General features: G+C 53.4%; 1 protein-coding gene. It reads right to left on the bottom strand.

The genetic code is table 11. The annotated features are described in order from the left end of the window. The coding region (locus AB4091_RS21835) for a DNA methyltransferase (protein WP_442295009.1) at positions 1-461 on the bottom strand (461 nt) is incomplete at its 3' end. Positions 462-543: the final 82 nt, after the last annotated feature.

The following is a 543-nucleotide window of genomic DNA, read 5'->3' on the forward strand; positions in this document are numbered from 1 at the left end:
TTGTGGACCAGATCCCCGGCGTTCGTCAGCGCACGCCAGTTCAACCGCTCGCGCAGCAGCTCGGTGCACTGTGTGCCCTTGAAGKCATAGCCGTTGATRACCCGSCGCACCCGCTCCGCCGTCAGTCGATCAGCATAGYCTTCCATCTCKACCARGATGAAGCGCCGRTTGCCGCCGTCMCGCTKGTTRGCYTSAAGRACGGCATGGGCCGTGGTGCCGGAACCTGCAAAGGAATCTAAGATGAGAGCGTCGTCTGAAGTGGCGATGCTAATAACATCCTCTAGCAATCCCATAGGCTTGGGGAACGGAAACAAATCAGCTAGTCCTAATTTTCCAAGCTCAACCGTCCCTTGTTCCGTGATGTGCTTGCTATCGGACCATATCGTTTTAGCTTTTATGGTCTCCTTCCGATATTTTTCAAAAACCCGCCATTCTCCGTTTCGTGTTTTCGCTGCAAACAGGAATTCTGTTGATTGACTGTCTGTTCGCTTCTGGCTTCTATCTTTCCCCCATCGCCAGCAACTTTCGCCGCCTGTGCTATTC

The sequence above is a fragment of the Terrabacter sp. 2RAF25 genome (assembly GCF_052115265.1).
Taxonomy (GTDB): Bacteria; Actinomycetota; Actinomycetes; order Actinomycetales; family Dermatophilaceae; genus Terrabacter.